The sequence below is a fragment of the Rhodococcus cerastii genome, from assembly GCF_033042195.1.
GTDB lineage: Bacteria > Actinomycetota > Actinomycetes > Mycobacteriales > Mycobacteriaceae > Rhodococcoides.
Map to the genome: position 1 here is coordinate 20,880 of NZ_JAWLKF010000009.1, position 19,715 is coordinate 40,594.

The window sequence follows — 19,715 nt, forward strand, 5'->3', positions numbered from 1 at the left end:
GCGATCCGACGACCGTCAGACGCCGACCTTGCGGAACAGCAGATCGATGATGGCGCGTTTCGACGCCTCGTCCTGCGGGTGCGTCAACATGGCCTCGACGACGAAGACGATCATGCGAGTCGTCGGTTCGATCTCGGCTTCACCGACCTCCTCGCGGCGTAGCTCGGCGGCGATCCACTGCTCCCACAACGAGTGAAAATTGTTGTGCCATTTGTCGAGACACGAGGATACCGAGGTGCGGGAGTGCACTGTGTCGACCAGCCGGTGATACTTCTCCAGCTCCTCCACCACCCAGAGGACCTGCTCGTTCACCGAGAGCCCGGTGAGCGCGGCGAACCGAGCCAGCGCATCGGTGTGAATCTCGTCCAGCACCCCGACGAGTAGCTCGTCCTTGTCACCGAAATACCAGTAGATCGTATTGGTGGTCACTCCGGCCGCAGTCGCGATCCGCCCCATCGGCGTGTGCTCGTAGCCGTCGTCGACGAACAGCGACCGAGCGGCGCTCACGATCTCGGAGCGCTTCTCGGCGCGATCGACGGGTCGACGGTTGCGCGGCATGTCGACATCTTATCTTGATCATCATTCAAGACAGTGCTAGCTTCTTGAATGCCGATCAAGGACCAGACGAAGGACCACCACATGAGCGCCGACGACCAGGCCGGATACACCCGCACCGACGAATGGTTCGACTCCGAGGGAGTGCGCTGCGCCGCTGCGGTGTATCGGCCGACCGGAGCCACCGCCGACACACCGGCCGTGGTGATGGCCCACGGATTCGGCACCCCGCGTGCCATTCGCCTCTTCGCCTATGCGGAGATCTTCGCCCGCGCGGGCTACACGGTTCTCGTCTTCGACTACCGCCACTTCGGCGACAGCGACGGCCAGCCGCGGCAGCTCCTCGACATCGGCAAGCAGCTCGTCGACTGGACCAACGCCGTCGCCTACGCCAGGACTCTCGACGGTGTGGACTCCGCTCGCATCGTCGGTTGGGGCACCTCCTTCGCCGGCGGACACGTGCTCACCAGGGCAGGTGCCGGAGAGAATTTCGCCGCTGTCATCGCTCAGGTTCCGCACGTCGACGGCATCGCAGCCGTGCGCGCCACCGGACTTCGGCGCACCGTGAAGCTCGCCCCATCGGCGGTGATCGACCAGATTCGCGCAGTGCGCGGCAAGTCCCCCCGCTACGTCGAATCCGTCGGCTACCCCGGTGATGTCGCTGTGATGGCCACGCCCGACGCCGCGCCCGGTCGCGACAAACTTCTCGCCGAGTCCGGGCTCCAATCCGGCGCCTACCCCGAAACCGTTGCAGCACGGATCCTTCTACGCATCGGGCTGTACTCGCCGGGTAGGACCGCGTCGAAGATCACCTGTCCGGTACTGGTGCAGATCATGTCGGAGGACGCCATCACGCCGGCGGCGGTGTGCCAGAAGGTCGCGCGCAATATTCCCGACGCCACCGTGCACATCCACAAGGGTGGGCACTTCGACCCCTACGTGCAGCCGCTGTTCCCGACCATCGTCGAGGAACAACTGGCGTTCCTGAAAAGGGTTGTGCCGGTGCAGTAGACCCTCACCGGGGAAGCCTGATCTCGAATCGAGCTCCCCCGGTGGCGGCATCCGTCACCCGCACGCTACCGCCGTGCGCGGCTACAGTATCGGCGACGATCGCCAGGCCGAGACCGGCACCTCCCTCGTCCCGGGTTCGCGACGAGTCCAGCCGAACGAAGCGATCGAACACTCGCGTCCGCTCGGACACCGGCACTCCCGGACCGTCGTCGTCGATCACGATCACCGCATCATCTCCGGACACCGAGCAGGACAGCATGATTCGTGATTCCGCGTGCCGAACGGCATTGTCGACGACATTGCGCACCATGCGGGCCAACGCGTAGGGGTCGCCGCTCACTCGGACCGGAACGATGGACAACTCCGTCGCTACATCGGACGTGGCCTGAACACGTTTGGCCTCCTCGTACAACAGATCCTCCAGATCCACGTCACCGGAGACGGCAGCAGCGTCGGTTTCGTCGGACCGTGCGAGAACCAACAGATCTTCGATGAGCCGGCGCATCCGCCGCGCCTCGGGAAGCAACGAATCGTTCACCAGCGCCGCATCGCGCAGTTCGGGTCTCGCCTCCGCCAACTCCAATGCCGCCGTGATCGTCGCCAAGGGACTCCGCAATTCGTGTGAGGCATCGCTGACGAAGCGTTGCTGAGCGCGCTGGCCCGCCTCCAGCCGCTCGAGCATGTGGTTCATCGTGAGTGCGAGACGGGCGATCTCGTCGTGCGTGTCGGGAACCGGAACACGTTCGATCAGTCGAGCTCCCGAGATCGAAGCGACCCGAGACCTGATGTCCTCCACCGGACTCAGGGCGGCACCGACCAGCCGATACGTGGCGAAGGCCACCAGAGCGACGACGAAGGGACCGACCGCGACGAGCAGGAGCGCCACCGTGCCCACCACCTTCTCGACCGGCTCCCGGTCGGCCCCGACCACCACGGTCGCCCCGCCCCGAGCCGACGTCACTCCCGTCGCGAACACCCAGAACTCACCGATTCCGCGGATATCCACTCGGCCGAGGTCCTGCACCCCCGACGACGGAACCTGCTGCGTCGTCAGCGGTGTGGTCGCATCACCGCGTGAACTCTCCAGCACCGCCCCCGATGCGTCGACGACCTGCACGATGCCCACCTGCCCATCCGTCGCGAGCAGAGAGTTCTCGACGCGCGGCCCCCTGTCGTCGTCTCGATCCTCGGATTCCCATTGTTGAGCGATGAGCGCCACGCGGGCAGAGGCCGCCGACACGGCCGACCTCTCGAGCGAGGAGTAGAGGACACCGACCAGCGCACCACCCGCCGCGATCAGGCACACAGCCACGACGAGCGTCGACGCCACCGCCGATCGCACGCGAACCGTCCACGATCGAGGCCGAAGCATGTCTGTGTGCAGGCGCATCAGGAGTCAGTGCCCCGCGGCGATGCGGTAACCGGCACCACGCACCGTCTCGATCAGTCTGGTCTCGAACGGGAGATCCACCTTCTTGCGCAGGTAGCCGATGTAGACCTCCACGATGTTCTCGTCTCCGTCGTAGTTGGCGTCCCACACCGAACGTACGATCTCGGATTTGTTCGCCACCACGCCGTTTCGCCTCATCAGGTATTCGAGCACGCTGTACTCCCGCGGAGTCAGCGCCAATTCCGTCCCCTGCCGGGTCACGCGGTGGCGAGAGGGGTCGAGCTCGAGGTCCCCGACCGTCAGAACCGCCGGGCGCGCCGGTGCACCCCGTCGAACGAGGGCACGCAGCCGAGCGACGAGAACAACGAACGAGAACGGCTTGACGAGATAGTCGTCCGCACCGAGATCGAAGGCATCGGCCAGGTCGTATTCACCGTCCTTCGCCGAGAGCATCAATATCGGCGTCCACACCCCTTGCTTACGCAGGTCTCGAACGACGTCGTACCCCTGCTTTCCCGGCAGCATGATGTCGAGCACGATCGCGTCGAAATCGCCGGTGACCGCACTGTCGAAGCCGTCGATGCCGTTGTACTCGACTTCCACGACGAATCCTTCGGCATCGAGACCACGACGGATGGTCTCCGCCAGGAGTTTCTCGTCCTCGACCAGTAGTACTCGCACAACGCCCTCTCGAATCGTTGGGGCGGCAGGGAACACGAGTACATCAGATCGACGGCCCATCCGTGCAGGATCTTTCAGCGATCCTTCAGCTCCACCGCCGCACACTGGTCTCCATGAACACACCGGAGCAGGGGTACCGCCGCACCCGCATCGCGACTGCGGCGATCGCAGCCCTCGGCATCACCGTCTTCGGCGGAACCGCGACACTGGCGTACCTCGACACACACGAACCCGAGTCCACGGCAACGGTGGCCGACACGGTGGACAGCGACGATGCAGCCACCGCACCGACATTCGGTTCGGCCCCTCGCGTCACGACGCCCAGCACCACATCCGGCTCCGGTGCCACACACGCCAGGACCCAGGGATCGTGACCGGCGTCGCTGCAGGGACGACCACGGCCTCCAGGAGCTGGTCGGTGTGGGGCTGCGCAGCCGAGCTGTCGGTCACCGAACCCGGCACCATCGAACACGCAGAACGCATCGTGCGTGCCGAACTCGCCGCGGTCGATGCCGCCTGCAGCAGATTCAGGCCCGATTCGGAACTGTCGATGCTCGCGCGGGCCGGCGGTCGTCCCACCTCCATCAGCCCGACTCTGCACGCTTTTCTCGAGGCCGCACTCTCCGCCGCGCGACTGACCGGCGGAGACGTAGATCCCACCGTCGGTTCGGCACTGGTGCACCTGGGATACGACCGAGATTTCGCTGATCTCGGTCCGACGGTCCCGCCCTGCGATGAGATCGAATCTGCCATCAGCAGAACCGGATTCATCACGGAAAGCGACTGGTCGATGGTCACCCTGGGCGAGGATCACGTCACGATCCCCGACGGCGTCGGTCTCGACCTGGGTGCCACGGCCAAGGCACTGACGGCCGATCGGTGTGCCCGCGCAGTACACGACGAGCTCGGGACCGGCGTGCTCGTCTCCCTCGGTGGCGATATCGCCACCAGTGGGCCGTATCCCGACGACGGCTGGCGTATCGAGGTGTGCGACGGTGAGGGCGAACCTTCGACCGTCGTCGTCATCGGATCCGACACCGGGGTGGCGACATCGAGCACCCTCCGACGACGCTGGATGCACGAGGGGCAGATGCTCCATCACATTCTCGATCCGCAGCTGGCGCGTCCGGCCGAACCCTTCTGGCGCACAGTGACAGTGATTGCCTCCAGCGCTCTCACCGCCAACACGGTCAGTACCGCGTGCATCGTTCGAGGGCCGGCCGCGACGGCCTGGCTCGACCGGATCGGACTGCCCGCCCGGTCGGTGGCCGCCGACGGCACGATCATCCACAGCGGCCACTGGCCCGACGACGGAGAGGACCGATCATGAGTGAGGCACTATGGGCACTGGGCCGTGGCTCGGGCATGGCCGCCCTGGTCTTGCTGACCCTCGCGGTGGCATCGGGAATCCTCACTCGGTCGGGGCGACCCCTGTTGACCGTGCCCCGGTTCGGGGTCGTCGAATTGCACCGCAGCACCGCACTTCTGGGATCGATGTTCGTCGGCATTCACATCGTGTCACTGTTCTTCGACCCGTATGCGCAACTGCACCTGATCGACGCGATCGCTCCCTTCGCCGGGGCGTACAAGCCGTTCTGGCTCGGACTGGGCACCCTCGCATTCGATCTGCTGATCGCGATAACTCTGACCGGGTTACTCCGACACCGACTGGGGCTCCGCACTTTCCGGGCAGTGCATTGGCTGTCGTACGCACTGTGGCCGATCGCGTTGGCCCACGCTCTCGGCAACGGAACCGATTCGGGGAGCGGATGGTTCCTGGCCACCGCGTTCGCCTGCACGGTGGTCGTCGCCTCGGCCACGACCTGGCGACTGCGCCGCAACTTCCAAGAACACCAGCACACCAGAGTGAAGGTAAGCCGATGACCGCACCGACATATCTCGCCGAGTCGCTGCTCGCACAGGACGGCACGAACGATCTGCGCCGTCACACCGAGCTCTACGGAGCACGTCCACCCGACGACGGGTCCCTGGTGGATGCCGTCGTTCGGTCCGGCCTCCTCGGGCACGGCGGCGCGGCATTTCCCACCGGCGCGAAGATGCGCTCGATCACCGGCCGCAAGGCAGTACTCGTCGCCAACGCTGCCGAGGGAGAACCGTTGAGCCGCAAAGACCGTGTGCTGCTCGATCGGTCGGTGCATCTGGTGCTCGACGGTATCGCCGCGACAGCGTCCGCCATCCGTGCCCGAGACTGCTACCTGTATGCGCCCCCGGCGCGCGTCGACGCCGTCCAGGCGGCCGTCGACGAACGACGTCGTACCGGCTGGGATCGCACCAAGATCCAGGTGATCGCGGCCGCTCCCGGCTTCGTCTCCGGCGAGAAGTCCGCGGTGATCTCTGCGATCGAGGGCGGTCCGGCACTACCCCGGGACAAGAAGACACGCGCGTCGGAGGCCGGGGTTCGTGGACGACCCACCCTGGTGCTCAATGTCGAAACCCTCGCGCACATCGCCCTGATCGAGCGATTGGGACCGCAGTGGTCCCGTTCGCGGGGAACGGCATCGGAGCCCGGCACCATGCTCGTCACTTACTCGGGCGCAGTGCGACGCCCCGGCGTCGCCGAGGTCCCTCTCGGTGCGTCGATCGAGGAGATGCTCACCCATGGTGCGGGCGTCGACCTACGCTCGGTGCGAGCAGTGCTACTCGGCGGATTTCACGGCACTTGGGTAGACCGTGACGCGCTGACCGGGCGCACCATGTCCCAGGAATCGTTGGCAGACATCGGGTCCCGCCCCGGCGCAGGCATCGTCCACGTCCTGGGGACCGGCTCGTGCGGCCTGCTGGCCACCGCCGAGTTCGTCCGCTATCTGGCGAACGAGAGTGCCGGGCAATGCGGTCCCTGCCTCAACGGTCTGCCGCGATTGGCCGACGCGTTCTCACGACTGTCGATCGGCGACGACGCCGACGGCGCGATCACCGAGATCGCGCGCTACACGCGACTGGTCGACGGCCGCGGCGCGTGCCATCACCCCGACGGAACCGCCCGCCTGATCCGATCGGCGATGTCGGTCTTCGCTCAGGACGTACACCTGCATCGACTGGACACGTGCGAGATTCACCGAGGACGGATCCGATGACCACCGACCACCGACGTGGGGCGGTCCTGCACATCGACTGGACACGCTGCGACGGACGCGGCGTGTGCACCGAACTGCTCCCCGACACTCTCATCAGAGACGAGTGGGGTTATCCACTCGCCCGCCACGGTGGGAGCACCGTCGTCCTCGAAGGAAGCGACGCACAACGAGCCGCGGATGCCGTTCGCCTGTGTCCACGAATGGCGTTGCGCATCAGGTAGATCGTGTGGTCGGCAGGGCGAGGGGCGCGACGATGTTGGCCAGCATGGTCGCAATGGTCGCAACGACGATGCGTCGGTCTGCGGCGTAGCCGCTCTGATACCAGGTCATCGCGGTGTGGCTGATGCCGCCGATGGCCGCGGTGGCGAGCAGGTCGACATCCAGATCGGGGCCCGAGGGAACATCGCCCGCGAACGTACGGAGGTAGCCGAGCAGCAGTGTTCCGAATTGCTGCATCACCGTCAGGTACGTCTGCTCGACTCGGGGGCTGACCCCGAGCACCTCCATCCACACCACTCGGGCCAGGTGCGGATCTTCGATGACCTGGAAGAAGGGGTCGAGCAACTGCTTCGCAACATCCCTGAGATCACCGTCCCGGTCCACCTGCACGATTGCGTCTGATACCGAATCGGTGAGGTGCGCAATGCATTCGGCGTAAACGGCGAGCAGCAGGTCCTCGGTCTTGTCGAAATGCCGATAGAAGTCTCGATCGGCGATCTTGGCCTCGCGGCACAGTCCGCGGACCGTCGCGGCGCGGTACCCGACGCTGCCGAACACCCGTAGCCCGGCGTCGAGCAGCTGCCGCCGCCGGCGATCATCGCGGTCGGCCGCGCTCTCACCGCCGTAGGCGCGACCTGCGGCTTCGGACACCGTGCTCATGACCGTCGGGCATCCAATTCGGCAGTAAGACGGATCAATTCGGCGTCCCGCTCCATCGCGGCGTCCATGATCGGGTTCACGATGCCGCGCAGTATCGAGATCGGGATCCAGCGACCGGGGACGGCGATACGCGCAGCCCGCCGTCCGATACCTCGAACGGCCACGCGCGCGAGCTTGTCCGGCGTGATCGGACGGAGCAGCGGCGAGGGAAAAGCCCGGTCGATCATGGCCGTCGCCACGTCGTCACCGCCGAACGCGACCTCGGCGATCGGCGTCGCCACCCATCCCGGATACAGCACTCCAGCCGTCGCTTTCGTGCCCGCAAGTTCCGCGCGCAAAGCACGACCGAGCTGCTCGACCGCCGCCTTCGAAGCCGCGTACGGCGCATTCGCCAGGCCGTTGAGGTACGCGTACGTGGACGAGGTGAGCAGCACGTAGCCCCCGGACTCGACGATGTGCGGCAGAGCGGCCCGCACCGTGTTCCACACGCCGATCAGGTTGACGCCGATGACCCGCTCGAAGACTCCGTCGTCCACGGAGCGAACGGTCGATGCCTGTGCACCACTGGAGATTCCGGCGTTGGCCATCACTACGTCGAGCGTGCCGAAGGTGTCGATCGCGGTTGCGACGGCTGCGTCGAGCTGCTCGCGCACCGTGACGTCGGCGTACGCGATCGCCACGCGCTGGTTGCCCAGCTTCGCCGCCACCGATTCGAGATCGGTGGATTTCATGTCGACCAGAACGATCGAGGCACCACGTCGATGCAGCGCGGTGGCGACGGCGGAACCGATACCGCCTGCCGCGCCGGTGATCAGCGCGACCTGGCCGGTGTGCTTGCTCATGCCGATACCTCGTCCTTCGTCGTCGCCTCGGTGGACGACCGGTGGATGTGATGAGCCTCGGGTCGAAAACGCTTGGCCCACCGGCGGAATGTGAAGCTGAACCCGGGGAACATGGCAACGACGTGCCCGGATTTGGACTGGTACCAGCTGTGGCAGCCACCGTCCTTCCAGACGGTGCCCTCCATCTCGCGATGAATCGTGTCGGTGTATTCCTGCTCGGCAGCTGCGGTGACCTCGATGGCCGTCGCACCCACCTGCCGGACGGCGTCGACGGCCCGCACGATGTACTCCATCTGCGCCTCGATGAGGAAGATCGCAGAGGTGTGGCCGATTCCGGTGTTCGGTCCGGTGACGACGAACAGGTTGGGGAATCCGGGAATCGTGGTGCCGAGGTAGGCACGTGGGTAGGGATCCCAGACGTCGGACAGGGCCCGGCCGTCACGTCCGATCACCGGGTACGAGATGACTCCGTCGGTGGCGTCGTATCCGGTGGACCACACCAGAAGATCGACATCGACGTGTTCGCCTGTGGTGGTGACAATTCCGGTCTCGGTGATTTCCGAGATGCCGTCGTTCTTGTCGTGCAGGGTGACGTTCGCCTGCCCCAGCGCGGGATAGAGCGTGTTGGACAGCAGAACCCGCTTGCACCCGATGACGTAGTCCGGGGTTACTTTCGCTCGAAGCTCGGAATCCGGCACCTGAGACTCGATGTGCTTCAACGCAGTTCGCTGCGCCACCGCCTTCAACATCGTCCGCGAGTACTTGAAGCCGATGATGCGAGTTTCGAGACTCCAGTAGATCCCCGCGCGGACCAGCCTGCGGATCGGTTCCAACTTCAGCAACCTGCGCTGCCACGGCGTGAATTCGCGATCGTGACGGGGCATCACCCAGTGCGGGGTGCGCTGGAAAACGTGCAGCTGCTCCACGTCGGGTTGGATCGCAGGGATCACCTGCGCGGCACTGGCACCGCTGCCGACGATGGCCACCCGCTTGCCGTCGTGGTCGTACCCGGTGTCCCAGTCGTTCGTGTGAAACTGCTTGCCCTGAAACTTCTCTCGGCCAGGGAACAGCGGCACGACGGGAGTGCTGAGGGGTCCCGAGGCATTGACCACGAACTTCGCCGCATACTCGCCGCGCGAGGTGGAGATCGCCCAGTGATCACCGACCCATTCGATCTTCTGCACATCCGTGTTCGCATGTGTTCGGGCAGGCAGCCCGTTGGAATCGAGCACGTGCTGGGTGTATCGGTCGAGTTCCTCGCGTTCGGCGAACATCCGCGTCCACTCGAACGGCTCCGACGCAATCGAGTAGAGCGGACTCTGCACGTCGACGGCTGCACCCGGGTAGCGGTTCTGCTTCCACGTGCCACCGAGGAAGGGACGCCTTTCGAGAATCACGAGGTCGTCGATTCCCCGATCGAGCAGTGCTTTCGCGGCGCACTGGCCACCGAAACCGCTGCCGATGATCACCGCGGTGTGAATGTGCATGCTGACGAACCCCTCCCGCACGAAACGCGATCCGATGACGCGCGTCATCACTTTAAAGTGATGACGCGCGATTCCGCAATGGTTTCGGAACCGGACTTGCTGCGTCAGTGCCCGGCGGACAGCTGCCCACTCAATCGAACGTGCCGTTCGGCAGATGCGGCGTTCAGGCCGATGATCCGGGCATGTTTGCCCTTCGCCTCGTACTTCGAGGTGATGGCATCGAGGGTCGCGACGGTCGATGCATCCCAGATGTGCGACTCGGACATGTCGATGACAACGTTCTTCGGATCCCCCACGTAGTCGAACTGATAGACCAGATCGTTGCTCGACGCGAAGAACAACTCACCCTTCACCGCATACACCCGAGTCTCCTCGTCGGGATGGGCCACATCGACCACCTCGGTCAGGTGGGCGACCCGTCGAGCGAACAACACCATCGCGGTGACCACTCCCACCACGACTCCGTAGGCCAGGTTGTGGGTGGCGACGGTGACGACCACGGTTGCCAGCATGACTGCCGTTTCACTTTTGGGCATGCGCCGCAACGTCTTCGGATGAATGCTGTGCCAATCCATCGTCCCGATCGCGACCATGATCATGACGGCCGCCAGAGCGGCCATCGGAATCAACGCCACGACATCGCCGAGTCCGACCACGAGGATCAAGAGAAACACACCGGCGAGGAACGTCGAGATGCGCGTCCGGGCACCCGAGGCCTTGACGTTGATCATCGTCTGGCCGACCATCGCGCAACCACCCATGCCGCCGAAGAAGCCGGTGATGACATTGGCTGCGCCCTGGCCCCAGCTTTCGCGGGTCTTGTTCGAGTGAGTGTCGGTGACGTCGTCGACGAGCTTGGCGGTGAGCAGCGACTCGAGCAGTCCGACGATGGCCATGGCGAACGCGTACGGAGCGATGATGCTCAGAGTTTCGAGATTCAGGGGAACGTCGGGAAACAGCAGTGCGGGCAGGCTCGACGGCAATTCGCCCTCGCCGCCGACGTTGGGGACGTTCAGCGCGAACACCATCGTGGCAACGGTCAGCAGCACGATGGCGACCAGAGGTGCGGGAACGACGGAGGTGACCTTGGGGAGCAGGAACATGATCAGCAGACCGACGGCCACCAGCGGGTACACCAGCCACGGAACTCCGATGAGCGACGGGAACTGCGAGGTGAAGATCAGAATTGCCAATGCGTTGACGAAGCCCACCATGACGCTGCGAGGAACGAAGCGCATCAGCTTGGCAACGCCGAGGACCCCGAGAACCACCTGGAGGACGCCGGCGAGGATGACGGTGGCGATGAAGTAGTCGAGGCCGTACTGCTTGGCGACCGGGGCGATGACCAGGGCAATCGCACCGGTGGCCGCGGAGATCATCGCGGGACGACCACCCAGGAACGCGATGGACACGGCCATCGTGAAGGACGCGAACAGGCCCACTCGCGGATCGACACCGGCAATGATCGAAAAGGCTATGGCCTCGGGAATCAGCGCCAACGCGACAACCAGGCCGGCCAGCACCTCGGTTTTGAGCATTCGGGGGGACCGCAGGGCACCCATGACGGTAGGAATCCGCTCGGCGGAGTCGCTCATATCTCTCCATTCGTGATCGATGGACTTCACGTGCCGACCAACGGCCGCTCTCATCCATGGGTGGGCGCATCGCTGCGCCCGAAGGCTTTGTTCGTGGAGCCCGATGGGCATCTCACGCGTCCCGCACACATCAGGTGGGGAGAAACAGTCGGGAAACTGATCCCTACTCTTACGCAACAGTAGAGTTGACGCAAATCGGCAGTCTTCGGACCGGGGTCGACACCAGGTCGGAGGCCCCCCGTAGCGTAAGAGGCATGTCGAGATCACCACGGAACCGCAGATCCCCCGCCGCACCGAGAAAGCGATCCTCCTCCGCGCTCCAGGCAGGGCACCTTCGCGTGATCGCGACCGGCGGTCTCGGCGAGATCGGTCGGAACATGACCGTCTTCGAATACGACGGAAAACTGCTGATCGTCGACTGCGGCGTCCTGTTCCCCGAAGAGCACCAGCCCGGCGTCGACGTCATCCTCCCCGACTGGAGTTGCATCCGCGATCGTCTCGACGACGTCGTCGCGATCGTCCTCACCCACGGTCACGAGGACCACATCGGTGGCGTCCCGTACCTGCTGCGCGAGCGCGGTGACATCCCCGTCATCTCGTCACGTCTGACACTGCACTTCCTCGCTGCCAAGTTCGAGGAGTTCAAGGTCTCGACAAAGCTGATCGAGGTCGAGGCGGGCCAAACCCGTCAGGAAGGCCCGTTCGAGCTCGAGTTCATCGCCGTCAACCACTCGATTCCCGACGGTCTCGCCATCGCCATTCGCACCGACGCCGGGCTAGTGCTGCACACCGGCGACTTCAAGATGGACCAGTTCCCGCTGGACGGCCGGATCACCGATCTCCGCAGCTTCGCACGCCTCGGCGAGGAAGGGCTCGATCTGCTCCTCGTCGACTCCACCAACGCCGAAGTTCCCGGGTTCATGGTCTCCGAACGCGATCTGGTCCCGGCCATCGAGAAGGTGTTCCGCGAAACGACGGGGCGCGTGATCGTGTCGAGCTTCGCCAGTCACGTGCACCGCATTCAACAGGTACTCGACGCCGCGCATGCGCAGGGCCGCAAGGTTGCGTTCGTGGGCCGATCGATGGTGCGCAACATGAAGATTGCGACCGATCTGAACTACCTCGATGTGCCCGACGGGCTCGTCGTCGATCTACCGAAGCTCAACAGACTCCCGGCGAACAAGATCACGCTGATCTGCACCGGATCGCAGGGCGAGCCTCTCGCGGCGCTGTCGCGGATGGCGTCGGGTGAGCATCAGATCAAGGTCGGCGACGGCGACACCGTGCTGATGGCGAGCAGCCTCATTCCCGGAAACGAGAACGCGATCTACCGCGTCATCAACGGTCTCGTCGACAAGGGTGCACGCGTGGTGCACAAGGGAAATGCGAAGGTGCACGTCTCCGGTCACGCCAGCGCAGGTGAGCTCGTCTACTGCTACAACATCCTCGAACCCGCCAATGTGCTTCCCGTACACGGTGAGTCGCGACATCTGCGCGCCAACGCCGATCTCGCGATCAGGACCGGCGTTCCCCGCGATCGAGTGTTGATCGCCGAGAACGGAAGCGTCATCGACCTGTTCGACGGCGTCGCGCAGATCACCGGCTCCGTCCCCATCGAACTGATCTACGTCGACGGCAGTGCCGTCGGCGGTGTGACGGAGGATTCGCTGGCGGAACGTCGCCTGCTCGCGAACGAGGGCGTGCTGACGGTCATCGCGATCGTGGACCCCGACACCGGCCTGCTGGTCGACGACGTCGACTTCATCGGACGCGGATTCGCCCACGAGGCCAACGCTTTCGACTCACTCGCCAAGGCGATCGGCAAGACTCTGACCCGCGAGAGCGACGGTAACGTCGCCTCACGCGAGCACATCGAGAAGCGCATCGTGCAGGAATCGGCGCGATGGGCCAAGCAGACCCTGGGCCGTCAGCCCCTCATCGTCCCGGTGGTCGTCGACGGCTAGAGGATCTCTTGTCAGTGGCGAGGTGACGTGACGCTGAAACATTTCATCATGGTTCGATCCGAGAAAAGAGTGCGTTCGGCCCCTGTAGATGGTTCCGGCCCCTAGAGTCGTTTGGAAAGCTCCGGTAACGATCCGGAACTTGGACCGGGGGGTCTCAGATGGGGAAGTTTGCGAAGTTCGGCCGTCGGTGTGCAGCGGCGGTCGCTGCGGTTTCGTTGGTGGTGTCGGGCGGGCAATGGTCGGCGGGTGCCGATCCACTCGGCGATTTCCAGAATCCACCGCGAACCGCCGAATCGATCGCCGCGACACCGCTCGACGATCCGTGGGTCGTTCCGCCGCCCGGATACGAAACAGCCGCTCCCGGAACAGTTCTGCGGACCCGCAGCGTCACCGTCGGACCACTTGTCACCCCGGTCACCACCACCCAACTGCTGGTCGCCTCGACCGACGCGAAGGACCGCCCCGCTGCCATCGTCACCAGCGTCATCGTCCCGACCGCACCCTGGACCTCGCCGGGTCCGCGCCCTGTTGTTGCCTACAACATGGCCATCGATTCGCTCGGTGCCACGTGTGAGCCATCGTGGACCATGCAACGCGGCATCGCTCCGGAATTGGCACCCGTGCAGCTGCTTCTGGCGCGGGGCTACGCCGTCGTAGTCACCGACCATCAGGGGCCACGCCATGCGTACGCCGTCGGACCGATGGCGGCGCACGCCGTACTCGACGGTCTGCGCGGTGCGGTCACGACCGCCGCGCTCGGCCTGGACCCGACCGCGCCCCTGGGTATTACGGGCTACTCGGGTGGGGCGATCGCATCGGGCTGGGCCGTGCAGGAGGCTCCGGCCTACGCCCCCGAACTGAACATCGTCGGCGCAGCGTTCGGCGGAACGCCCACCGACTTCGCGCTGCTACGTCAGTCCATGAACGGCAACGCAGCGTCGGCGGTGTTCCTCGCGGCAGCGATGGGCGTTGCGCGCGAGTACCCGGAGATGCTGTCGCTCTACAACGACGACGGGTGGCGGCTCGCACAGGCGTCGAAGGACCTGTGCATCGTCGGGATTGCACCGTTGGGAATCGTTGCTCCGATCCGCATCGAGTCACTGTCCATCACTCCCGATGCGTTCGATTCGCCGCTGGCGCGCGCGGTTGCCGATCAGAATCGATTGGGAGACGGCGGAACCCCGACGGCACCGGTGTTCCTGTATCACGGACAGCAGGAGTTCTGGATTCCGAAGGAAGGTCCCGAGGCCGTGTTCGACAAGTGGTGTTCACGCGGAGCCGACGTCCGCCTCGAGGAATACCTGGGTGAGCACAGCATCGTTGCCGGCAGTGGAGCTCCCGGTGCATTCGCGTGGTTGGACGACCGCCTCGCGGGAATTCCGGTTCGACCTGGATGCAGTAGCTTCGGCCGCTAGAGCCGAACCTACTCGCTCCGGGCTGCTGCCCCGCGAGTCGACAGCACCTCGGTCAGTTCCTCGGCGTAGGCGAGCTGCCGCCGCAACGTGCGGCAGCTTTCCTCTGCCTTGGCGTGGCATTCACGAACGAAAGCCGCGGCCGACGACCGATCGTCGTCGGTCGCGTTCGCATCGCCCAGAACGTCGAGGGATTCGAGTAGCTGCTTCATCTCGGCCAGCGTGAAGTCCAGAGGCTTCATCCGACGGATGACGAGCAGGCGTTCGACATCGGACTCGGTGTACAGCCGAAAGCCGCCGACGGTCCGAGCAGAGGGCGTGACCAGGCCGACGTCGTCGTAGTGACGCACCGTACGGATGGACAGCTCGGTTCTCTGAGCTACCTGTCCGATCTGCATGTGCATGCCGTCGTCTGCCATGTGCCGCCTCTCCTCGATCGCCCACCCTAGTCAGTGTTCGGCACCGAGGTTTCCACTGAGGCGGTCGTGCCGCTCGATCGACGACGCGTTCAGGCCGACGATCTCCACCGTCTTGCCCTTCGCGGCGTACTTGGTGGTGATGGCATCGAGGGTCGCCACGGTCGATGCGTCCCAGATGTGCGACTCGGACATGTCGATGACGACGTTCTTCGGATCTCCCACGTAGTCGAACTGATAGATCAGATCGTTGCTCGACGCGAAGAACAACTCACCCTTCACCGCATAGACGCGGGTGTCCTCGTCGGGATGGGCCACATCGACGACCTCGGTCAGGTGGGCGACCCGTCGAGCGAACAGCACCATCGCGGTGACCACACCGACCAACACGCCGTACGCGAGGTTGTGGGTGACGACGGTGACCGCGACCGTGGCCACCATGACGAGGGTCTCGCTCTTGGGCATGCGCCGCAACGTCTTCGGATGAATGCTGTGCCAGTCGAAGGTGCCGATGGAGACCATGATCATCACCGCGACGAGTGCGGCCATCGGAATGAGCGCGACGATGTCGCCGAGACCGACGACCAGGATCAGCAGGAAGACTCCGGCCAAGAATGTCGAGATCCGCGTACGCGCACCGGAGACCTTGACGTTGATCATGGTCTGGCCGATCATCGCGCAGCCGCCCATACCGCCGGTGAATCCGGTGACCAGATTCGCCACACCCTGACCCCAACCCTCGCGGGTCTTGTCGGAATGCGAATCGGTGATGTCGTCGACGAGCTTGGCCGTCATCAGAGACTCCAGCAGGCCGACGAGCGCGATTGCCAGCGCGAACGGCGCGATGATCGACAGTGTGTCGAACGTGAACGGCACGTCCGGAATCAGGAACGACGGTAGCGAGGACGGCAGTTCGCCCTCGTCGCCCACATCCGGAACCGCCAACGCGAAGACGAGTGTGACGCCGGTGAGTATCACGATCGCGATCAGCGGTGCCGGCACGATGGTCGTCAGCTTGGGCAGGAAGAACATGATGAGCAGGCCCACGGCGACCATCGGGTAGACCAACCACGGCACCCCGATCAGATACGGCACCTGGGAGCTGAAGATCAGGATCGCCAGCGCGTTGACGAATCCGACCATGACGCTGCGCGGAATGAATCGCATCAACTTGGCGACACCGAGAACGCTGAGCACGACCTGCAGTACTCCGCCGAGAATCACTGCTGCGATCAGATAGTCGAGGCCGTACTCGCGCGCCAAGGGGGCGACGACCAGGGCAATCGCTCCGGTGGCCGCGGAGATCATTGCCGGCCGGCCCCCGACGATGGAGATGGTGACGGCCATGGTGAACGACGCGAACAGCCCGACGCGAGGATCCACGCCGGCGATGATCGAGAACGAAATGGCCTCCGGAATCAACGCCAGCGCCACGACCAGGCCTGCGAGCACTTCGGTCTTCAGCCGCTTCGGCGAGCGCAATGCACCCAGCACCGAGACGTCTTCGACGGCGGTGGCAGGCACCTGGGCAGCTCGAGACACGACGGCTCCACTCGATGAGTGCAGGGGACGTCCTGCGCGGGCGACTCTACTCTTACCGGAGGGAAGGTTGCTACTCGTCGCCACTGTCGGCTCTCCGCTAGATTGATATGACAAGGCATGCCGGAACCGCCAGCGCGATGCAAGGAATGAATCGATGTTCTCGCTCAACAGGTTGTCCTGCTTCATCGCCGTCGCCGAGGAACTGCACTTCGGCCGCGCTGCCGAGCGTCTGCACATGACGCAGCCGCCCCTGAGCAGGCAGATCCAACAGCTCGAAAGCGAGGTCGGGGTCCAGCTGATCGACCGCACCAGCCGATCGGTGACTCTGACGGCAGCAGGCCTGGCCTTTCTACCCGAGGCGCGACGCATCCTCGACCTCGCCGAAGGAGCACTGCTGACGGTGCGACGCGTCCCCACCGGCGACCTGGGGACTGTGGTCGTCGGATTCACCGGCGCATCGGCGCATGCGGTGCTGCCGCAGTTGCTCGACGCCGCACGCGAGAAGTTGCCCGACGTGAAACTCGTTCTGCGCGAGATGGTCTCGGCGGTGCAGATGGAGTCCTTGGCCGTCGGCGATATCGATCTCGGGTTGGCCAGGCCACCGCTCAAGCGTCCGGGCATCGCGTCGCGGCCGGTGCTGCACGAGTCGTTGATCGCGGCGATGCCCGACACTCATCCGCTGGCCGAGAAGAGCGAACTGTCGGTGGAGGACTTCGACGAGCAGCCGATCATCATGTATTCACCGGTCGATGCGCGGTACTTCCACGAACTGCTGATCAGTACCTTCACCATCGTCGGGGTGTCTCCGCGCTACGTGCAGTACGTGACCCAGGTCCACACGATGCTGGTGCTCGTTCGTTCCGGCATCGGATTGGCATTGGTGCCGGAGTCCGCGTCGACCATGCGGCCGGAAGGTGTTGTGTTCCGGCCGGTTCGGACCGTGAAGGAACGTCCCGTCGAACTCGACGCCGCCTGGCGAGTGGACAACGACAACCCGGCACTGCACCGCTTCATGACCGATGTGCTGCCGGCGCGGGAGTGGTCGTGATTATTTCCTGCTGATCGAGCCGTGGTTCGACAGTGCCCGAAGCCGGTCTCGGTCGAGTGCTCGTGTGAATACGGCGCGCCTCGAAAGCCAACGAAGGCCCGCACCTGGTTGGGAGCGGGCCTTGTCGGGTTCGTGGGTTGCTCAATCTTTGGGCGGCTTGGTGTCTTTGCCAGCTGCGACGTCACGGAGCCATTGCGGGACGGGCTTATTGTCGTACTCGCGGAGCTTGATGGATGCTTCGGCGGCTGCGGACCGGACTTTCATCGAGCGTCCACGGCCCGCGGGGCGGTTCTCGGTGGTGGTCATCGGGGGTCCTCCGTCTCTGTGTCGTTTTCATTGTCGCCGGTTTCGGCAGGTTCCGCCAGGTCGTCCTGTGGCTTCACGGTGAGATCTGCGATCGCCTGCAGCGTGTCGCGATCGGAGCGCGCGATGAACGGAGTCGTGGCAACGGTGCCGAACACTTTCCAGCCGAGTGCGGCTTCGTGGTCGTTCTCGCTGACGGTCCTCTCGAGGCACCAGGTGATGCGTTGCCAGGTTCACTGTTGGACAGTTGTGTCCGGGGAGCTATCAAAGATCACCCAGGATCGGCTGTCGTGTGCTGCGCGGCCCGCGGGCAGGTACTTATAGTCAGCTGCTTGGACTTGCTCGCCAGGTGATAAGGATGCGGTTGTAGAGGAGTCGACGTACTTGGGCATCGGGAAGAGCGGCGTGGGTGTTATTACGAAGTTGTCGGAGGGTCTCCGGGGGAGGCCAGCTGACGGGTGCGGTATGCCTCCAACTGCCCCGCAACCGTTTGACAACTGCGGTGGAAACCCATGTGGCAAACCAATACGGGGCTTCGCGCGCTGATGGTTTGACGAAGGTCACCAGAGCAAGAGTCCCGCCGGGACGCACCAACGCGGACAACCGGCGGAGCGCGGCGCGGGTATCGCCTAGGTGGTGAAGGGTGGCATTGGAAACCACTGCGTCGAAGCTGTGTTCGGGCAGATCTACGATCGCGACGTCACCGTTCATCCACCGAACAGGGACGTCCGGGAACCGCGCCTCGGCGCGTTGCAGCACCGGTTCATCGACGTCCAAGGCAGTTACCCGCGCAATACGCCTGGCCAAGCGGGCGGCCAGGAACCCGTCACCGCATCCGACGTCGAGGACATCGTGCGCGTCGGAAGAAACCAAGGAGTCGAGCAATCCGTCGTAGTGAATGTTGATGTTCCATGGACGCTCTTCGTGGCTCGGGTCGCTATCAGGTTCAAGTGTCACGTACGGCGCTTTCCTGTAGTCGAGATTTCGGCTTGCCGCCACCGGAGAGCTGGCAGTCTGGTTAGCAGGCGGGGACAACCCAGAATAGTGCTCGCGAATCCGTGGTGTGAATCTCGTCGACTCGGTCACTTCAGTCGTAGTATCCCAGCGGAAGTTGAATCGAATCCACATGCAATTGAGTAAAATTCGTCGAGTTGTGCCTCGTAGTCGACGTGTAGCCACTCGACATCGGTGGTTCGTAAATCGGAAACGATGTAGGAGACGAGCTGGGTCCCGATTGCTTGGTGTCGCCATCGTGTAGCAACCGCGGTGTCGAGCAGGAACGCGTGCTTGCCTCCGTCCCATGCTGCGTGCACGAACCCGCAGAGCTCCCCACTATCGAAGGCACAAATCCATGACTTGCTGTGCCTCTCCAGCCGAGATCTCCACGGCACAAACTCGTAGACCCCGCCGAACGCATCGTGATGCAGTCGCGACAGCTCATCGTCGTCGACGGGAGGTCGGACTCGGAAATCAATGGCCATGTCGAACAGCTTAG

At 64.4% G+C, this 19,715-nt stretch carries 21 protein-coding genes; 9 read left to right on the forward strand and 12 right to left on the reverse strand.

Going from position 1 to position 19,715, the window contains the following annotated elements:
• Window positions 1-15: 15 nt before the first annotated feature.
• Entirely contained in the window at window positions 16-558 is a 543-nt protein-coding gene (locus R3P93_RS16235) for a TetR/AcrR family transcriptional regulator (RefSeq protein ID WP_317533457.1), read from the reverse strand.
• Window positions 559-639: 81 nt separating this feature from the next.
• Here R3P93_RS16235 and R3P93_RS16240 point away from each other — a divergent pair, with 81 nt between their 5' ends.
• Entirely contained in the window at window positions 640-1,566 is a 927-nt protein-coding gene (locus tag R3P93_RS16240) for an alpha/beta hydrolase (protein ID WP_317533458.1), read from the forward strand.
• Between the two features lie 4 nt (window positions 1,567-1,570).
• On the opposite strand, the gene R3P93_RS16245 is transcribed toward R3P93_RS16240, so the two are convergent.
• Together R3P93_RS16245 and R3P93_RS16250 are read right to left on the reverse strand one after the other, a co-directional pair.
• Window positions 1,571-2,956, reverse strand: coding sequence for a sensor histidine kinase (locus tag R3P93_RS16245; protein WP_317533459.1), 1,386 nt, complete (start codon window positions 2,954-2,956; stop codon window positions 1,571-1,573).
• Between the two features lie 6 nt (window positions 2,957-2,962).
• On the reverse strand, window positions 2,963-3,637 hold the full coding sequence (locus R3P93_RS16250) for a response regulator transcription factor (protein WP_317533460.1): 675 nt from the start codon (window positions 3,635-3,637) through the stop codon (window positions 2,963-2,965).
• A gap of 113 nt (window positions 3,638-3,750) precedes the next feature.
• On the opposite strand from R3P93_RS16250, the gene R3P93_RS16255 reads away from it, so the two are divergent.
• The 5 genes from R3P93_RS16255 to R3P93_RS16275 are packed head-to-tail and all read left to right on the forward strand — an operon-like array spanning window position 3,751 to window position 6,953.
• Window positions 3,751-4,011 carry a hypothetical protein gene (locus R3P93_RS16255; RefSeq protein ID WP_149406941.1) on the forward strand — a complete coding sequence of 87 codons (261 nt, stop codon included), beginning with the start codon at window positions 3,751-3,753 and terminating at the stop codon, window positions 4,009-4,011.
• A complete protein-coding gene (locus R3P93_RS16260) occupies window positions 4,008-4,967 on the forward strand; it encodes an FAD:protein FMN transferase (RefSeq protein ID WP_317533461.1) in 960 nt (319 codons plus the stop codon). The genes R3P93_RS16255 and R3P93_RS16260 overlap by 4 nt, the downstream gene beginning before the upstream one ends.
• Window positions 4,964-5,521 carry a ferric reductase-like transmembrane domain-containing protein gene (locus R3P93_RS16265; protein ID WP_149406939.1) on the forward strand — a complete coding sequence of 186 codons (558 nt, stop codon included), beginning with the start codon at window positions 4,964-4,966 and terminating at the stop codon, window positions 5,519-5,521. The genes R3P93_RS16260 and R3P93_RS16265 overlap by 4 nt, the downstream gene beginning before the upstream one ends.
• Window positions 5,518-6,732 (forward strand): NADH-ubiquinone oxidoreductase-F iron-sulfur binding region domain-containing protein, encoded by a 1,215-nt coding sequence (locus R3P93_RS16270; RefSeq protein WP_317533462.1) that lies wholly within the window; start codon window positions 5,518-5,520, stop codon window positions 6,730-6,732. Before R3P93_RS16265 ends, R3P93_RS16270 begins: the two co-directional genes overlap by 4 nt.
• Entirely contained in the window at window positions 6,729-6,953 is a 225-nt protein-coding gene (locus R3P93_RS16275; RefSeq protein ID WP_317533463.1) for a ferredoxin, read from the forward strand. The genes R3P93_RS16270 and R3P93_RS16275 overlap by 4 nt, the downstream gene beginning before the upstream one ends.
• On the opposite strand, the gene R3P93_RS16280 is transcribed toward R3P93_RS16275, so the two are convergent.
• Genes R3P93_RS16280 through R3P93_RS16295 form a run of 4 tightly spaced genes read right to left on the reverse strand, consistent with a single transcriptional unit; the run spans window position 6,946 to window position 11,535 of the window.
• Window positions 6,946-7,611 carry a TetR/AcrR family transcriptional regulator gene (locus R3P93_RS16280; RefSeq protein WP_317533464.1) on the reverse strand — a complete coding sequence of 222 codons (666 nt, stop codon included), beginning with the start codon at window positions 7,609-7,611 and terminating at the stop codon, window positions 6,946-6,948. The two genes, R3P93_RS16275 and R3P93_RS16280, sit on opposite strands and share 8 nt — an antisense overlap.
• Entirely contained in the window at window positions 7,608-8,453 is an 846-nt protein-coding gene (locus R3P93_RS16285; protein ID WP_317533465.1) for an SDR family NAD(P)-dependent oxidoreductase, read from the reverse strand. The genes R3P93_RS16280 and R3P93_RS16285 overlap by 4 nt, the downstream gene beginning before the upstream one ends.
• A complete protein-coding gene (locus R3P93_RS16290) occupies window positions 8,450-9,988 on the reverse strand; it encodes a flavin-containing monooxygenase (protein ID WP_317533466.1) in 1,539 nt (512 codons plus the stop codon). The genes R3P93_RS16285 and R3P93_RS16290 overlap by 4 nt, the downstream gene beginning before the upstream one ends.
• A 56-nt stretch (window positions 9,989-10,044) precedes the next feature.
• On the reverse strand, window positions 10,045-11,535 hold the full coding sequence (locus R3P93_RS16295) for a SulP family inorganic anion transporter (protein ID WP_317533467.1): 1,491 nt from the start codon (window positions 11,533-11,535) through the stop codon (window positions 10,045-10,047).
• A 377-nt stretch (window positions 11,536-11,912) separates the two neighbouring features.
• Between R3P93_RS16295 and R3P93_RS16300 the strand changes: the two genes are divergently transcribed.
• A complete protein-coding gene (locus R3P93_RS16300) occupies window positions 11,913-13,499 on the forward strand; it encodes a ribonuclease J (RefSeq protein ID WP_373454847.1) in 1,587 nt (528 codons plus the stop codon).
• Window positions 13,500-13,657: 158 nt separating this feature from the next.
• Window positions 13,658-14,914: a lipase family protein gene (locus tag R3P93_RS16305; RefSeq protein WP_317533468.1), complete on the forward strand. Its 1,257-nt coding sequence runs from the start codon at window positions 13,658-13,660 to the stop codon at window positions 14,912-14,914.
• A gap of 8 nt (window positions 14,915-14,922) precedes the next feature.
• Here the strand turns inward: R3P93_RS16305 and R3P93_RS16310 are convergent, their stop codons facing one another.
• Together R3P93_RS16310 and R3P93_RS16315 are read right to left on the reverse strand one after the other, a co-directional pair.
• Window positions 14,923-15,330 (reverse strand): MerR family transcriptional regulator, encoded by a 408-nt coding sequence (locus R3P93_RS16310; protein WP_149406932.1) that lies wholly within the window; start codon window positions 15,328-15,330, stop codon window positions 14,923-14,925.
• A 30-nt stretch (window positions 15,331-15,360) separates the two neighbouring features.
• Window positions 15,361-16,869 (reverse strand): SulP family inorganic anion transporter, encoded by a 1,509-nt coding sequence (locus tag R3P93_RS16315; protein WP_269595170.1) that lies wholly within the window; start codon window positions 16,867-16,869, stop codon window positions 15,361-15,363.
• A gap of 154 nt (window positions 16,870-17,023) precedes the next feature.
• Here R3P93_RS16315 and R3P93_RS16320 point away from each other — a divergent pair, with 154 nt between their 5' ends.
• Window positions 17,024-17,917, forward strand: a complete 894-nt coding sequence (locus tag R3P93_RS16320; protein WP_317533469.1) for a LysR substrate-binding domain-containing protein — start codon at window positions 17,024-17,026, stop codon at window positions 17,915-17,917.
• Window positions 17,918-18,058: 141 nt separating this feature from the next.
• Here the strand turns inward: R3P93_RS16320 and R3P93_RS16325 are convergent, their stop codons facing one another.
• From R3P93_RS16325 to R3P93_RS24630, 3 genes are all read right to left on the reverse strand, one after another.
• Window positions 18,059-18,223, reverse strand: a complete 165-nt coding sequence (locus R3P93_RS16325) for a hypothetical protein (RefSeq protein WP_156399697.1) — start codon at window positions 18,221-18,223, stop codon at window positions 18,059-18,061.
• A gap of 321 nt (window positions 18,224-18,544) precedes the next feature.
• On the reverse strand, window positions 18,545-19,177 hold the full coding sequence (locus R3P93_RS16330; protein WP_235386886.1) for a class I SAM-dependent methyltransferase: 633 nt from the start codon (window positions 19,175-19,177) through the stop codon (window positions 18,545-18,547).
• A gap of 125 nt (window positions 19,178-19,302) precedes the next feature.
• Complete coding sequence (locus R3P93_RS24630; protein ID WP_045196664.1) at window positions 19,303-19,701, reverse strand: GNAT family N-acetyltransferase; 399 nt, start codon at window positions 19,699-19,701, stop codon at window positions 19,303-19,305.
• Between the last annotated feature and the right edge of the window lie 14 nt (window positions 19,702-19,715).

What these genes read in the sequence shown, in the direction of transcription:
- R3P93_RS16235 (WP_317533457.1), bottom strand. Translation starts at nt 558, where the DNA reads ATGCCGCGCAACCGTCGACCCGTCGATCGCGCCGAGAAGCGCTCCGAG.
- R3P93_RS16240 (WP_317533458.1), top strand. Translation starts at nt 640, where the DNA reads ATGAGCGCCGACGACCAGGCCGGATACACCCGCACCGACGAATGGTTC.
- R3P93_RS16245 (WP_317533459.1), bottom strand. Translation starts at nt 2,956, where the DNA reads ATGCGCCTGCACACAGACATGCTTCGGCCTCGATCGTGGACGGTTCGC.
- R3P93_RS16255 (WP_149406941.1), top strand. Translation starts at nt 3,751, where the DNA reads ATGAACACACCGGAGCAGGGGTACCGCCGCACCCGCATCGCGACTGCG.
- R3P93_RS16265 (WP_149406939.1), top strand. Translation starts at nt 4,964, where the DNA reads ATGAGTGAGGCACTATGGGCACTGGGCCGTGGCTCGGGCATGGCCGCC.
- R3P93_RS16270 (WP_317533462.1), top strand. Translation starts at nt 5,518, where the DNA reads ATGACCGCACCGACATATCTCGCCGAGTCGCTGCTCGCACAGGACGGC.
- R3P93_RS16275 (WP_317533463.1), top strand. Translation starts at nt 6,729, where the DNA reads ATGACCACCGACCACCGACGTGGGGCGGTCCTGCACATCGACTGGACA.
- R3P93_RS16280 (WP_317533464.1), bottom strand. Translation starts at nt 7,611, where the DNA reads ATGAGCACGGTGTCCGAAGCCGCAGGTCGCGCCTACGGCGGTGAGAGC.
- R3P93_RS16285 (WP_317533465.1), bottom strand. Translation starts at nt 8,453, where the DNA reads ATGAGCAAGCACACCGGCCAGGTCGCGCTGATCACCGGCGCGGCAGGC.
- R3P93_RS16290 (WP_317533466.1), bottom strand. Translation starts at nt 9,988, where the DNA reads ATGACGCGCGTCATCGGATCGCGTTTCGTGCGGGAGGGGTTCGTCAGC.
- R3P93_RS16295 (WP_317533467.1), bottom strand. Translation starts at nt 11,535, where the DNA reads ATGAGCGACTCCGCCGAGCGGATTCCTACCGTCATGGGTGCCCTGCGG.
- R3P93_RS16300 (WP_373454847.1), top strand. Translation starts at nt 11,913, where the DNA reads ATGACCGTCTTCGAATACGACGGAAAACTGCTGATCGTCGACTGCGGC.
- R3P93_RS16305 (WP_317533468.1), top strand. Translation starts at nt 13,658, where the DNA reads ATGGGGAAGTTTGCGAAGTTCGGCCGTCGGTGTGCAGCGGCGGTCGCT.
- R3P93_RS16310 (WP_149406932.1), bottom strand. Translation starts at nt 15,330, where the DNA reads ATGGCAGACGACGGCATGCACATGCAGATCGGACAGGTAGCTCAGAGA.
- R3P93_RS16320 (WP_317533469.1), top strand. Translation starts at nt 17,024, where the DNA reads ATGTTCTCGCTCAACAGGTTGTCCTGCTTCATCGCCGTCGCCGAGGAA.
- R3P93_RS16325 (WP_156399697.1), bottom strand. Translation starts at nt 18,223, where the DNA reads ATGACCACCACCGAGAACCGCCCCGCGGGCCGTGGACGCTCGATGAAA.
- R3P93_RS24630 (WP_045196664.1), bottom strand. Translation starts at nt 19,701, where the DNA reads ATGGCCATTGATTTCCGAGTCCGACCTCCCGTCGACGACGATGAGCTG.